The 13,366-nt window shown below is 47.2% G+C and carries 10 protein-coding genes; 3 read left to right on the top strand and 7 right to left on the bottom strand.

Going from position 1 to position 13,366, the window contains the following annotated elements:
• Positions 1-147 precede the first annotated feature (147 nt).
• Positions 148-1,776 carry a glutamine hydrolyzing CTP synthase gene (gene pyrG, locus AB3F25_RS01640; protein WP_373603796.1) on the bottom strand — a complete coding sequence of 543 codons (1,629 nt, stop codon included), beginning with the start codon at positions 1,774-1,776 and terminating at the stop codon, positions 148-150.
• A gap of 218 nt (positions 1,777-1,994) precedes the next feature.
• Here pyrG and glmU point away from each other — a divergent pair, with 218 nt between their 5' ends.
• Complete coding sequence (gene glmU / locus AB3F25_RS01635; RefSeq protein WP_373603795.1) at positions 1,995-3,365, top strand: bifunctional UDP-N-acetylglucosamine diphosphorylase/glucosamine-1-phosphate N-acetyltransferase GlmU; 1,371 nt, start codon at positions 1,995-1,997, stop codon at positions 3,363-3,365.
• A gap of 59 nt (positions 3,366-3,424) precedes the next feature.
• Here the strand turns inward: glmU and folB are convergent, their stop codons facing one another.
• A complete protein-coding gene (gene folB / locus AB3F25_RS01630) occupies positions 3,425-3,781 on the bottom strand; it encodes a dihydroneopterin aldolase (RefSeq protein WP_373603794.1) in 357 nt (118 codons plus the stop codon).
• 82 nt (positions 3,782-3,863) lie between these two features.
• On the opposite strand from folB, the gene plsY reads away from it, so the two are divergent.
• Positions 3,864-4,463, top strand: a complete 600-nt coding sequence (gene plsY / locus AB3F25_RS01625; RefSeq protein WP_373603793.1) for a glycerol-3-phosphate 1-O-acyltransferase PlsY — start codon at positions 3,864-3,866, stop codon at positions 4,461-4,463.
• Between the two features lie 92 nt (positions 4,464-4,555).
• Here the strand turns inward: plsY and rpoH are convergent, their stop codons facing one another.
• From rpoH to rapA, 5 genes are all read right to left on the bottom strand, one after another.
• Positions 4,556-5,401 (bottom strand): RNA polymerase sigma factor RpoH, encoded by an 846-nt coding sequence (gene rpoH, locus AB3F25_RS01620; protein WP_373603792.1) that lies wholly within the window; start codon positions 5,399-5,401, stop codon positions 4,556-4,558.
• A 155-nt stretch (positions 5,402-5,556) separates the two neighbouring features.
• Complete coding sequence (gene rlmB, locus AB3F25_RS01615) at positions 5,557-6,294, bottom strand: 23S rRNA (guanosine(2251)-2'-O)-methyltransferase RlmB (RefSeq protein WP_373603791.1); 738 nt, start codon at positions 6,292-6,294, stop codon at positions 5,557-5,559.
• 101 nt (positions 6,295-6,395) lie between these two features.
• Positions 6,396-8,759: a ribonuclease R gene (rnr, locus tag AB3F25_RS01610; protein WP_373603790.1), complete on the bottom strand. Its 2,364-nt coding sequence runs from the start codon at positions 8,757-8,759 to the stop codon at positions 6,396-6,398.
• A 269-nt stretch (positions 8,760-9,028) separates the two neighbouring features.
• The gene (gene rluA / locus AB3F25_RS01605; RefSeq protein ID WP_373603789.1) at positions 9,029-9,688 is read right to left on the bottom strand and encodes a bifunctional tRNA pseudouridine(32) synthase/23S rRNA pseudouridine(746) synthase RluA; all 660 of its coding nucleotides are present in this window, start codon (positions 9,686-9,688) and stop codon (positions 9,029-9,031) included.
• Positions 9,689-9,692: 4 nt separating this feature from the next.
• A complete protein-coding gene (gene rapA, locus AB3F25_RS01600) occupies positions 9,693-12,470 on the bottom strand; it encodes an RNA polymerase-associated protein RapA (protein ID WP_373604303.1) in 2,778 nt (925 codons plus the stop codon).
• Between the two features lie 194 nt (positions 12,471-12,664).
• Between rapA and pnuC the strand changes: the two genes are divergently transcribed.
• Complete coding sequence (gene pnuC, locus AB3F25_RS01595) at positions 12,665-13,348, top strand: nicotinamide riboside transporter PnuC (protein WP_373603788.1); 684 nt, start codon at positions 12,665-12,667, stop codon at positions 13,346-13,348.
• The last annotated feature ends 18 nt before the right edge of the window (positions 13,349-13,366 follow it).

Genomic DNA, 13,366 nt, shown 5'->3' with positions numbered 1-13,366 from the left:
CGGTGCTATTTGAGCAGGCTACCGGCAAAACCGCAGTGTAAGCGGGTTTAAAGTAAAGTGATGCCGATAGTTGTCGGCGCATACTAAATAAAAAAGTGCAATCCGTTTTTTTTAACCGCACTTTTAAATGTTTAACTGAATTTCTGCTTATTTTTTATGATTTTCATAAGCCGCTTTCACGAAACCGGCAAACAGCGGGTGACCGTCTCGCGGCGTGGAAGTGAATTCCGGGTGAAATTGACAAGCGACAAACCAAGGATGGTTCGGAACTTCGATAATTTCCACCAATTTTTTGTCGGCGGATAAGCCGGTCACTTTCAACCCCGCTTTTTCGATTTTCGGCAATAACACGTTGTTCACTTCATAGCGGTGACGATGGCGCTCTTCAATCGTTTCTTTACCGTAAAGCGCGCGTGCGCGGCTGCCTTCCAACAAATGACATTGCTGTGCGCCCAAACGCATGGTGCCGCCGAGATCGGACGCGTCGCTGCGTACTTCGGTATTGCCTTCGGCGTCTTGCCATTCGGTAATCAGTGCCACGACAGGTTGTTCACAATTTTTGTCGAATTCGGACGAGTTTGCTTTGGTTAATCCCGCTACGTTACGCGCGTATTCAATTAAGGCAATTTGCATACCTAAACAAATGCCTAAATACGGAATGCCGTTTTCACGCGCGTATTGTGCAGTAAGAATTTTGCCTTCTACACCACGATAGCCGAAGCCGCCCGGCACTAAAATGCCGTCTATGCCTTTTAAGACTTCAACGCCTTTAGTTTCTACGTCTTGCGAATCGATATATTTGATGTTTACGCTTAAACGATTAGTTAAACCTGCGTGCTTTAAGGCTTCGTTGACGGATTTGTAGGCATCCGGCAATTCGGTATATTTGCCCACCATGCCGATAGTCACTTCGCCCACCGGGTTAGCTTGTTTATAAAGCACTTGCTCCCATTCGGAAAGATCGGCTTCCGGACAATCTAAACGGAAACGCTCACAGACGAAATCATCCAAGCCCTGAGATTTTAACAAGGCGGGAATTTGATAAATTGAGTTCACGTCTTTTAGTGAAATTACCGCGCGTTCCGGCACGTTACAGAATAAGGCGATTTTGGCGCGTTCGTTCGGCGGAATCATACGGTCGGAACGGCAAATCAACACATCCGGTTGAATTCCGATGGAAAGTAATTCTTTTACGGAATGTTGGGTCGGTTTAGTTTTCACTTCACCGGCGGTAGGAATATAAGGCACTAAAGTCAGGTGCATAAACAAGGTGTGCTCGCGACCGACTTGCACCGCCAATTGGCGCAAGGCTTCCAAAAACGGCAATGATTCGATGTCGCCTACAGTTCCCCCCACTTCTACGATCACCACATCATGCCCTTGCGCGCCGGCGATGACGCGATCTTTAATTTCATTGGTAATGTGCGGAATCACTTGAATGGTGGCGCCAAGATAATCACCACGACGTTCTTTGCGTAATACTTCGGAATAAATTTTGCCGGTGGTGAAATTGTTCCGTTTGGTCATTTTGGTGCGAATAAAACGCTCGTAGTGACCTAAATCCAAATCAGTTTCCGCGCCGTCTTGCGTCACGAAAACTTCACCGTGTTGGGTCGGACTCATGGTACCCGGATCGACATTAATATACGGATCCAATTTCATGATGGTGACGTTTAAACCACGCGCTTCTAAAATTGCCGCCAACGATGCCGCCGCAATGCCTTTACCTAGCGATGAAACCACACCACCAGTGACGAAAATATAATTTGTAGCCATAGGGAACCTAATCTTGTTGGGATATAAATGATTATAGCTAATCATCTTGCCAAAAATTTCACCGGAAAAGCGGTGAAAATTGAAGAGGATTAGCTATCAAAGACGGGGCGCTAGTTTACAGGATTTGCAGGATTAACTCAACGGAATAAAACGAACTTACGCTCTGACACGTTCTACGCTAGAATATGCCCAATTTTTTGTTCACCAAGAGAGAATTTATGACAAACAAAACACTAAGCGCCGTTATTTTAGCCGCGGGAAAAGGAACGCGAATGTATTCAGATTTACCGAAAGTATTGCACTGCGTAGCAGGCAAACCGATGGTGAAACATGTGATTGATACGGCTACCGCATTGGGCGCGGAAAACGTGCATTTAATTTACGGTCACGGCGGCGAATTAATGCGTGAACGTCTTGCCAACGAAAAGGTGAATTGGGTATTCCAAAACGAGCAACTCGGTACCGCCCATGCCGTGCAGCAGGCGGCGCCGTTTTTCAAAGACGATGAAAATATTGTCGTACTTTACGGCGATGCGCCACTAATCAGCGTCGAGACCCTAGAAAAACTGATTGCGGCGAAACCAGAAAACGGCATTGCGCTTTTAACCGTGAATCTTGATAACCCGACCGGCTACGGCCGCATTCTTCGCGAAAACGGCAATGTGGTGGCAATCGTCGAACAGAAAGATGCGAACGCCGAGCAATTAAAAATTCAAGAGGTAAACACCGGCGTCATGGTATCCGACGGTGCAAACTTCAAAAAATGGCTGGCGCGTGTGGATAATCACAACGCGCAAGGCGAATATTATCTAACAGACTTAATTGCCCTCGCAAACCAAGACGGTTGCCAAGTAATGGCGGTACAAGCCGTCGATGCAATAGAAGTGGAAGGCGCGAACAATCGCTTACAGCTTGCGGCGTTAGAGCGTTATTACCAACATAAACAAGCGCAACATTTATTACTTGCCGGCGTGACCTTGCTCGATCCGGCGCGCTTTGATTTACGTGGCACGCTCGAACACGGTAAAGACGTAGAAATCGATACGAACGTCATCCTTGAAGGAAATGTACGTTTAGGCAATCGCGTGAAAATTGGTGCGGGTTGCGTGTTGAAAAACGTGACGCTTGGCGATGACGTAGAAGTGAAACCTTATTCCGTACTGGAAGATGCCGTTATCGGCGAAAAAGCAGCCATCGGACCGTTCTCCCGTTTACGTCCGGGCACGGAACTCGCGGCGCAAACGCATGTCGGCAATTTTGTAGAAATCAAAAAATCAATCGTCGGCAAGGGCTCGAAAGTAAATCACCTGACTTATATCGGCGACACTGAAATCGGTGCGGATTGCAACATCGGCGCAGGCGTCATCACCTGTAATTACGATGGTGCAAACAAATTCAAAACCCTCATTGGCGATAACGTTTTCGTCGGTTCCGATACCCAATTGGTCGCACCGGTAATCGTTGAAGACGGTGCCACCATTGGAGCTGGTTCAACCATCACACAAAATATTGCGAAAGACGAACTGGTTATCACCCGTGTGCCACAACGTCATATTCAAGGCTGGCAGCGTCCGAGCAAGAAAAAATAACACATACAAAATCCCGCCTGATGCGGGATTTTTGTTAAGTGTAATTAATTTTCGCCGAATCATTCCAACGAACCTTTTTCCACCACCACGCCAACGGACTTCGCTTGCGGCACCGCATTGGGTTTGCTAAGTTTCAGGCGTAACCATTGAACGCCAAAACGCGTGTGCAACTTTTCCGCCACCTCGTAAGCGACCCGCTCCACCAATAAAAACGGCTTCGACTGCACGTAATCCAGCACAAATTGGCTTACTTCCGCATAATTTAAGCAATATTGCACGTCATCAGTTTGTGCGGCTTTCCTGCAATCCCAAGCCATTTCGATGTCGAACACGAGTTTTTGTTTAATTTGTTGCTCCCAATCATATACGCCGATTTGAGCGAACACGCTTAATTCTTCGATAAAAACACGATCCACGGTAAATTCCTCCAAAATTGTTAGGGTATGCTACCAAGTTTAGGTAAAATACCGAACGATTTTTAGCATTTCGAGGTACAAAATGAGCCTTTTTGCCGTTTTTTATATGATTTTTGCCTATCTTTTAGGCTCCGTTTCCAGCGCGATTTTAATTTGCAAAATGGCGGGCTTGCCGGATCCGCGCCAAAACGGCTCGCACAACCCGGGCGCGACGAACGTATTACGCCTCGGCGGTCGTTGGGCGGCACTCGGTGTATTAGTGTTCGATATTTTAAAAGGTATGCTACCGGTATGGGCGGGCTACTATCTTGGTTTAAGCCAGTTCGAACTGGGCATGGTGGCGCTCGGGGCTTGTCTGGGGCACATTTTCCCGATTTTCTTTCAATTTAAAGGCGGCAAAGGCGTAGCCACCGCATTCGGCGCCATCGCCCCAATCGCTTGGGCAGTTGCCGGTTCTACTTTCGGTACTTGGCTCACAGTATTTTTGATAAGCGGCTATTCTTCCTTAAGCGCCGTCGTCACCGCATTACTTGTACCGTTTTATGTGTGGTGGTTTAAACCGGAATTTACTTTTCCGGTAGCGTTGGTCAGTTGCCTGTTGATTTATCGCCATCATGACAACATTCAACGTTTATGGCGCGGGCAGGAAGACAAAATGTGGTCGAAATTTAAAAAAAACTAAACAGGGTTTCCAATGCGGTGCTCAATCGCACGGTCACTTGGCGTCAATATTCAGAAACAAAAAAACCTGCCATTTCGGCAGGTTTTTGCTTTTTAAAAGCTGACGGCGCTCTTTAGTTTTTTCAAGGCATTACTTTCAAGCTGACGAATCCGCTCCGCTGACACATTATATTTTGCCGCCAAATCATGCAATGTCGCTTTGTCATCGTCCAACCAACGGGCTTTGATAATATCTTGACTGCGCGCATCAAGCGCTTTCAATGCGGTGCTCAATTGCTCAGTCGCTTGATTTTCAAAATTTTCATTTTCCAACTCGGCCGCAAAATTCGAACTTTGATCTTCCAAATAAAGCGCCGGAGAATAAACGGTTTCGGCATCGGCATCCGTAGGCAAATCAAAGCCCACATCGGCACCGGTCATACGGGATTCCATTTCGATGACATCTTCTTTGGACACGCCTAATTCGTTTGCCACCATATCCACTTCGTTTTCGTTGAACCAACCCAAACGTTGTTTGGTTTTGCGCAGATTAAAGAACAATTTGCGTTGTGCTTTGGTCGTCGCTACTTTCACGATACGCCAGTTTTTCAACACATATTCATGAATTTCCGCTTTAATCCAATGTACGGCAAAAGACACCAAGCGCACGCCCACTTCCGGATTAAAACGTTTCACCGCCTTCATTAAGCCAATATTGCCTTCTTGAATCAAATCCGCTTGCGGCAAACCATAACCGGAATAACCGCGCGCTACGTGGATAACAAAACGAAGGTGTGATAACACCAATTTTTTCGCAGCATCAATATCTTCGTGATAATACAAACGCTCTGCCAATTCTTTTTCTTCCTCGGCGGTCAGCATCGGATATTCATTTGCCGCACGAATATAGCCTTCGATACTGCCTTGAGGAACCAACATCATTTGTGTTTCTTTATCCATTTTTCCCCTCTTTCTTTTAGCTGTTACCGCTTAGTGAGTCAAGTTATAGCACAATAAGTCATTTTATTGAACCGATTTGTGCCCTAAGACAGGTTTTACCGATTGAAAGTTCAATTATTTTATTAATTTTTAATAATTAATTACAAATAGAACAACTACCCTAAACGCTGACGCACAATTTCAAACAAACACACTCCGGTAGCCACCGAAACATTCAGCGATGATACAGAACCGGCCATCGGAATACTGATAAGTTGATCGCAGTGTTCGCGGGTTAAACGTCGCATTCCCTCGCCCTCCGCCCCCATCACAAGCGCTAACGGGCCGGTCAACTTAGTTTGATAAATGGTTTCCGCAGCTTCTCCTGCCGTACCCACCACCCAAATATTGTAGTTTTGTTGTAAATCACGCAAGCTACGCGAAAGATTGGTCACGCGAATTAACGGCACGCTTTCTGCCGCACCGCAAGCCACTTTACGGGCAATTGAAGTAAGCTGCGCCGATTTGTCTTTCGGTACAATCACCGCATCCACACCGGCGGCATCCGCCGAACGCAAACAAGCGCCAAGATTATGCGGATCCGTCACGCCATCTAACACTAACAACAACGGATTTTGTTTGTTCGCCAAAATCGCGTCAAGATCGTTTTCATTGAATTCTTTCGCCGCCTGCACGCGTGCAATCACGCCTTGGTGCACTTCACCGTTGGCTTTTTTATCTAAGGTTTGGCGATTGACAAACTGTATACCGATACCAAGCTCGTAAAGTTGATTTAACAATGGCTGCAAACGTTTATCTTCACGCCCCTTTAACACGAAAACTTCAATTAGACGTTCCGGCGCATGGGCTAAAATACTGTTGACGGCGTGAATACCGTAGATTTGTTCTGACATAGGATTCTCTTTTTACTTTTTATTATCCGGCTGCTACACCAAGGCGAGGCAAAGCATCTCAATGCGGTGCTAATTTGCCCTTTCACTTGCTGAAGCTTTAATCATGCGGGCTTTCGCACGGATTTCTTAGGCACGGATTTCTTAGGCGCTGCCTTCTTTTTCGTGGTATTTTTACCGCGTTTCGAGGTGTTTGGCGGTAATTCTTTAAAAACTTTTTTAGCCTTTGTTTTGGCGGTTTTGCCTGCTCGGCGAGGTTTGCGTTCGCTGCCGACAAGGGAAAAATCCACCATTTTTTGTGCTAAATGCACCGCTTCCACGCGAATACGCACCTTATCGCCCAGTCGATATTGCATTCCGCTGTTTTCGCCGATTAAGCGCTGTTTCGCCGCATCCAATTGGTAATAATCGTTTTCCAAAGAAGAAATATGCACCAATCCGCTAATCAATAAATCGTCCAAGCGCACGAATAAGCCGAAACTCGTTACGGAAGAAATCACACCGTTAAATTCGCTGCCGATATGATCCTGCATATATTCACACTTCAGCCAATCAGCCACTTCGCGCGTGGCTTCGTCGGCGCGGCGTTCGGTCATGGAGCAATGCTCGCCCAGTAAATCTATTTCTTCCACCGAATAATGGTAACCGCCACTATTGGTTGTTTTGCGTTTGGCGCCTTGTTCTTTGGCAAGCAAATATTTAATGCCGCGATGCAGCGTGAGATCGGGATAACGGCGAATCGGCGAAGTAAAATGGGCGTACTCTTCCAACGCCAAACCGAAATGCCCGATATTATCCGCGTTGTACACCGCTTGGCTCAATGAACGTAGCAACATGGTTTGAATTAATTCGTGATCCGGCCGCGCTTTCACTTTTTCTAATAGCGCCGCGTAATCTTTCGTGGTTGGCTTTAACGCGCCGCCTAATGTCAAACCGAGCTCGCTTAAAAAGCTGCGGAACGATGTTAGTTTTTCTTCGCTCGGCGCGGCGTGAATACGGTATAACGCCGGTTCTTTATGTTTTTCCATAAAATTCGCCGCCGCAATATTTGCCAAAATCATACATTCTTCAATGATTTTATGCGCATCGTTGCGCACCACGGGTTCAATGCGGTCGATTCTGCCCATGGCGTTGAAAATAAACTTGGTTTCGATGGTTTCAAAATCAATCGCACCGCGTTGATGGCGCGCACCGAGTAAGGCTTGATACAAATGATGAAGTTCTTCCAAGTGCGGCACAAGGGCGGTATAACGCTCACGCAATGCGTCATCACCTTCCAGTATGTTCGCCACTTTTGTGTAAGTTAACCGCGCATGGGAATTCATCACGGCTTCATAAAAGCGATAATCCGTCAGTTTACCTTTGGCGGAAATTCGCATTTCGCACACCATGCACAAGCGATCCACTTGCGGATTAAGGGAACACAAGCCGTTGGATAAAATCTCCGGCAACATCGGCACCACGCGATTCGGGAAATACACGGAATTGCCACGATGATAGGCTTCCGTATCCAATGCCGAGCGCAAACGCACGTAATAACTCACATCCGCAATCGCTACCCAAAGTTTCCAGCCTTTGCCATGTTTTTCGCAGTAAACGGCATCGTCGAAGTCGCGCGCATCTTCGCCATCAATGGTGACCAACGGCAAAGCGCGTAAATCCACGCGGCCTTTTTTCGCGTCTTCCGGCACCTCTTCGCTGAATTTTTTCACGTATTTTTCCACCGCGCTTGGGAATTGGTGCGGAATATCATGATTGCGCAAGGCAATTTCCACTTCCATGCCTTTCGCCATATTGTCGCCTAGAATCTCACGGATAGCGCCGACAGGTTGATTAAAGCCGGCGCTGCGTTCTTGTAATTCCACTACAACGACTTGTCCCATACGGGCGCCATTGCGGTGCTCATTTGGCACCAGAATATCGCGCCCAATGCGGTTGTCATCCGGCACTACATAAGCGAAACCATTTTCCAAAAAGAAACGACCGACAATTTGTTTTTTGCGGTTTTCCAGCACACGCACAATACGTACTTCACGCCGCCCACGGCGATCCAAGCCCATCGGTTGCGCCAATACGAAATCGCCGTGCATCACGCGTTGCATTTGATGATTCGGAATAAATAAATCGTCTTTTTGCCCTTCCACCTGCAAAAAGCCAAAGCCCTCGCGATGGCCGATGACGGTACCTTTGAGCAAATCCAATTTTTCCGGAAGCGCATAACGTTTGCGTTTGGTAAACACAAGTTGCCCGTCATTTTCCATCGCGCGCAAACGGCGGCGTATTCCTTCAATTTGTTTTTCGTCATGAATCGAAAGTGCGGTCAAAATTTCTTCCCGATTCATCGGCGCGTTATTCTCGCGAATCACGTTTAAAATAAACTCACGGCTTGGAATCGGATTGTCGTATTTTTCTACTTCCTGCTGATAATGCGGATCTTGGTATGCTAAATTTTTTTGCTTTTTTGCCATTTTCTTTTGTTACTTAACATCTAAAAAAATCGCGAGGAGTTTGACACCGTAGGGCGGAGAATGCAAGGAAAGAAAATCGGCCCCCATTGATAAGTACAAATGATAAGCACCGTCGATGAGTGCAGATGATAAATGGGTTTTGCAGCAAGCGGAAATTCATGGCTTCAAATAGCACCGCATTGGAGCGCCTTCCAATGCGGTGCTATTTTTAACGTCCGTTTGCGCGTTGCAACGCTTGTATATCAGCGACGTCATATCGCGTTTTTACTTTAAAAATTTGCTTCTGCCCGAAATGTCATGGGCTCAGCCGTAATCGGGTGAGTAATGGTGAGCTGTTCCGCGTGCAAACAAAGGCGCGATGCCATGCTTTTTGCCTGCGGATGAGCATAAAATTTATCGCCTAAAATCGGATGACCGAGCGCCAACATATGTAATCGAAGCTGGTGCGAACGTCCGGTAATCGGCGTGAGTTTTACATGCGTGCTGTTATTCGGTAAACGTTGTAAAACTTCAAATCGAGTAACCGCGCTTTTGCCGAATACAAAATCCAAGCGCTGTCGCGGGCGGTTTTCCCAGTCGCAAATCATCGGCAAATCGATTTCGCCGCGGTCTTCTTTAATCTGTCCCCATACCAAAGCTTGATAATATTTTTTCGGTTCACGTTCGCGAAATTGGCGTTTAAGTTCTTTATCTGCAGCCTTGCTTAAGGCAAATAAAATGATGCCGCTGGTCGCCATATCAAGACGGTGCGCCGGTTCGCAAAAACCAAATTTTTCTTTCACGCGGCTCATCGCGCTGTCATGATATTGCGGTTGGTTGCCCGGCACGGAAAGCAAGCCACTCGGTTTATTCACCACGCAAAGATGATTGTCTTGATAAATAATGTCCAAATAAGGTTCCATCGGCGGATGGTATTCAATCAACGCCATACGATTATTCCTTGTTTGTGATGATGACGCGCAAACTGTCTAATCGCCAATTGGCTTTGGCAAGTTCCTGCAGGGATTGGTCGCGTTGTGCGCTCAAAATCTCAATTTCAGTTCGACGAATATTTTTATTCACTGCTTGCAACGCTTGCAGACGATGAAGTTCCGCGCTTAAAGTTTGGTCGGCAAGCTGTTGCGCCTCGGCGATAACCGCTTGCGCCAAGGGCTCAATGCGGTGCTCTCCGACGAGTAGCAGCCGTTCCAATGTCGGTCGTGCCATTTTTATCATTTTATTTGCCACTTCCCGTCCGAGCGGTTTAAGTTTGTCTTGTAAGGTTTCAAAGGTCACTTGGGCAGCAATGTCGTGGCCTTTGTTATCAAGTAATAAACGAATCGGCGTCGGCGGCAAAAAACGATTAAGTTGCAGCCCTTTCGGCGACTGACTTTCCACCAAATACACCAATTCCAATAACAATGTACCGGCCGGCAATCGTTTGTTGATAAGCAGCGCCGCAGCGGCCTTGCCGATGTCGCCGGAGGCGATTAAATCGATTCCTTGACGAATCATCGGATGATCCCAAGTGAAAAATTCCAGTTCTTCGCGCGCAAGCGCAAGATTGCGATCAAAAGTTATCGTTACGCCTTCTTCTTTTAAGCCCGGGAAATCCGGCACCAGCATGGTGCCGGTCGGCGTAATCACAATGCTGTTCTCGCCCAAATCCTCTTGTTCCACGCCGATAATATCGAATAAATTCAGCGTAAAGTTCACCAATTCGCTTTCGTTATCTTGCGCCGCGATGGCTTCGGCTAGAGCTTGCGCTTGCTCGCCGCCGTTAGAATTGAGTTCCAACAAGCGATCGCGGCCTTTTTCTAACTCAAGTGCAAGTTTTTCGCGCGCTTCTTGGGTTTGCTTAATCAACGACGCAAAAAACGTTTCAGAAATTGAGCGCACTTTCGCCAGTTCATCGGCGAAACGTTCAAATAACGCCATGCCCGTCGAACTGCTTTGTACAAAGGCGTTCAAGCCCTCGTGATACCAACGCGCCAGTTTTTGCTCCGCCGAATCTGCTACGCAGGGCGCGTAAATTTGCACGTCGCGCAACTGCCCGATGCGATCCAAGCGGCCGATAGATTGCTCCAATAAATCGGGATTTTGCGGCAAATCGAATAAGACTAAAGTACCGGCAAACTGGAAGTTACGCCCTTCCGAACCGATGCTTGAACTAAGCAACACCTGTGCCCCCTGTTCCGTATCGGCAAAATATGCTGCGGCGCGGTCGCGTTCGACAATCGACATGTTTTCATGGAACAGCGCGGCGCGAATGGCTTCTTTTTCACGCAAAATTTGCTCCAACGCCATCGCGGTCTGCGCACTTTGGCAAATCACTAATACTTTTTCAGCGCGCCGGGTTATAAGAAAATCTCTCAGCCATTGCGTTTTCACCGCCTCTGTTTCGGATTCATTTTCCGCTTGTAACGTAATTTGATGGTAAATACGACGCGGAAAACCCTTCACGCCTTGGCGCGTATTACGAAACAAAACGCGGCTGGTGCCGTGACGGTCAATTAAATTTTGTATCAATTCTTGGCGTGCGCGTTGCCGCGCTTCGGCGTTATCGGAAGCCATCGCACGAAATAGCGGTGCGGCATCTTGCTCACCCAATAAATCGAAAATATGATTTTTTTCTGCTGCGCTTAGTGCATTGTCGGCAAGCAAAGATAGCACCGCATCGGCAACCGGTTGATAGTGCTGTTGCTCTTTTTGGAACGCGGCATAATCAAAGAATCGCTCCGGATCGAGCAGTCGTAAGCGGGCAAAATGGCTTTGCCGACCAAGTTGTTCCGGCGTAGCGGTGAGCAATAACACGGAAGGCGTAGCTTGAGCGAGTCGCTCCACCAATAAATAGGCGGGACTTGGCTCTTCTTCGTGCCAAACCAAATGATGCGCTTCGTCCACAATTAAACAATCGAAACCGGCGGCAAGTGCCTGTTCAACGCGTTGAGGCGAATCAGCCAACCAATCCAACGCGCAAATAATCAGCGCCTCCGAGGCGAACGGATTCTCACCGCCGGCAGCAAAATCGGCGCAACGTTCTTCGTCGAATAAGGAAAAATGCAAATTGAAACGCCGCAACATTTCCACCAGCCATTGATGTTGCAAGGTTTCCGGTACCAAAATCAACACGCGCCGCACTTTTTCGGCAAATAACTGATTTTGCAAAATCATGCCTGCTTCAATGGTTTTTCCTAATCCCACTTCGTCCGCCAATAGCACACGCGGATTCACGCGATTGCCTACTTCGGCGGCGATATGTAATTGGTGCGGAATCAGCCCCGCGCGAACGCCACGCAGCCCGCGTAACGACGATTTGAATTGTGCCCGTTGATGTTGCAAGGTGCGATAACGTAAGGCGAAATGATGGCTGCGGTCAAGTTGCGCCGAAAAGAGACGATCTTTTGCAGAACTGAACGAAATAAGCGGTGAAATATCGCTTTCTTGCACAATCACCCGTTCACCCTGTGAATTTTTCACTAAATAGAAATTCAGCCCGTTTAGGTGTTGAATATCCTCAACATTGCCTTGCCAACCTTCTTTATGGCTAAGAAGTTCGCCCTTGTTAAATTGAATGCGCATAAGCGGCGCTTGGGCGACAGAATAAATTCGCGTTTCATCCGATGCAGAAAAATGGAGCGTTACAGTGCGCGCATCAAATGCGGTGACTACGCCTAATCCAAGATTATTTTCAGTTTCGCTCAACCAACGCTGACCAAGGGCAAAGGGCATCATATCGTTCTTTCTTTTTCGTTCGTTTCGGTACGGGGCGGCTATTGTAGCCCGATTAAAAGGGAAAGCAACGAAAACTGTGATCTGCTTCACAGTCATAAGAATTCTCACCTTTGTCGCTTTACTTTGAACTTTACTTTGAAAAAGTGCGGTGCAAAAATGGCGCGGATTTTCATTTAAAAACGGAGTAAAAAATGAATTGGTCTGAACGTTTAAAACGCGAATTTTTATCCGGCTGGAAGCCTTTTGAAGTGATTTGGCTGACCCTTTTCGTGCTTGCGCAAATTTGGGCTTATATCCAAGCACCGGACTCTTGGCTGGCGATGATTTCCGGGATTTCCGGGATTTTATGCGTGGTATTGGTGAGTAAAGGAAAAATCAGTAACTATTTGTTTGGACTGATTTTTGCCTACACTTATTTTTATGTAGCTTGGAGTGCGAATTTTTTAGGTGAAATGAACACGGTGCTTTATGTTTATTTGCCGTCGCAATTTATCGGTTATTTTATGTGGAAAAACCATATGCAAAACGACCACGGCGGCGCAAGCGTAGTGGCAAAAGCGTTGAGTGCAAAAGGTTGGGCAACCTTAATCATTGCGACTGCCGTCGGCACCTTGTTATTCGTGCAGGCATTACGCACGGCCGGCGGCAGTTCCACCGGTTTGGATGGACTGACCACCGTTATCACCGTCGCCGCTCAATTATTGATGATTTTGCGTTACCGCGAACAATGGTTGTTATGGATCGCTTTAAACGTGCTTTCCATTGCACTTTGGGCAGAAACCCCGGCAATGTATTTAATGTACGGCGCGTATTTGCTGAACTCCCTTTACGGTTTTTACAACTGGAGCAAATTGGCCAAACAAGCCGGCGTTTAAAATTTTGCTAAACTGAGC

It is taken from the genome of Aggregatibacter sp. HMT-949 (assembly GCF_041734645.1).
In the GTDB taxonomy this organism is placed as follows: domain Bacteria; phylum Pseudomonadota; class Gammaproteobacteria; order Enterobacterales; family Pasteurellaceae; genus Rodentibacter.
The sequence above is the reverse complement of the archived record's forward strand: the minus strand, read 5'-3'. Positions and strand labels throughout refer to the sequence as shown.